General features: G+C 50.4%; 2 tRNA genes and 1 rRNA gene. All 3 read right to left on the bottom strand.

Features of this window, described 5'->3' with window-relative positions:
* Nucleotides 1-177: 177 nt before the first annotated feature.
* Nucleotides 178-253: transfer RNA gene (locus AACQ38_RS23825), tRNA-Ala, on the bottom strand.
* Nucleotides 254-382: 129 nt separating this feature from the next.
* Nucleotides 383-459 (bottom strand) — tRNA-Ile (locus AACQ38_RS23820).
* A gap of 69 nt (nt 460-528) precedes the next feature.
* Nucleotides 529-609: ribosomal RNA gene (locus AACQ38_RS23815) — 16S ribosomal RNA — on the bottom strand; the annotation flags it as partial.

The following is a 609-nucleotide window of genomic DNA, read 5'->3' as shown; positions in this document are numbered from 1 at the left end:
CTTAGTCGCTTAACCTCACAACCCGAAACTGTCTCGGACTGTTCAGCTTGAGAGACACCTCAACAATACCTCGGCGATATTATTGAGTATTTCAATTTTTCAGCTTGTTCCAGATTGTTAAAGAGCAAAATAATTCGCAGCATACTGTCGCCAATATACTCTGAATTAGGTTGAATATGGTGGAGCTAAGCGGGATCGAACCGCTGACCTCCTGCGTGCAAGGCAGGCGCTCTCCCAGCTGAGCTATAGCCCCATACAGAAATAGACCGTCATCGCCTGTGCAGTCAACTCGCTTAGCCGCCGGGGATTTCAACGCGAGTAACGCAGTGTGCGCGAGCACATGAGTCACGCAGCGTCTGGAAGACCCAGGGATAAGCAGAGTTGGTAGGCCTGAGTGGACTTGAACCACCGACCTCACCCTTATCAGGGGTGCGCTCTAACCACCTGAGCTACAAGCCTATCACGATAACGTTATTCTCTTCTTTCATCAGACAATCTGTGTGAGCACTGCACTCAACCTATCTCAGGTAAGGAGGTGATCCAACCGCAGGTTCCCCTACGGTTACCTTGTTACGACTTCACCCCAGTCATGAGCCACAAAGTGGTCAG

Source organism: Photorhabdus sp. RW14-46, assembly GCF_963887965.1.
Taxonomy (GTDB): Bacteria; Pseudomonadota; Gammaproteobacteria; order Enterobacterales; family Enterobacteriaceae; genus Photorhabdus; species Photorhabdus laumondii.
The sequence above is the reverse complement of the archived record's forward strand: the minus strand, read 5'-3'. Positions and strand labels throughout refer to the sequence as shown.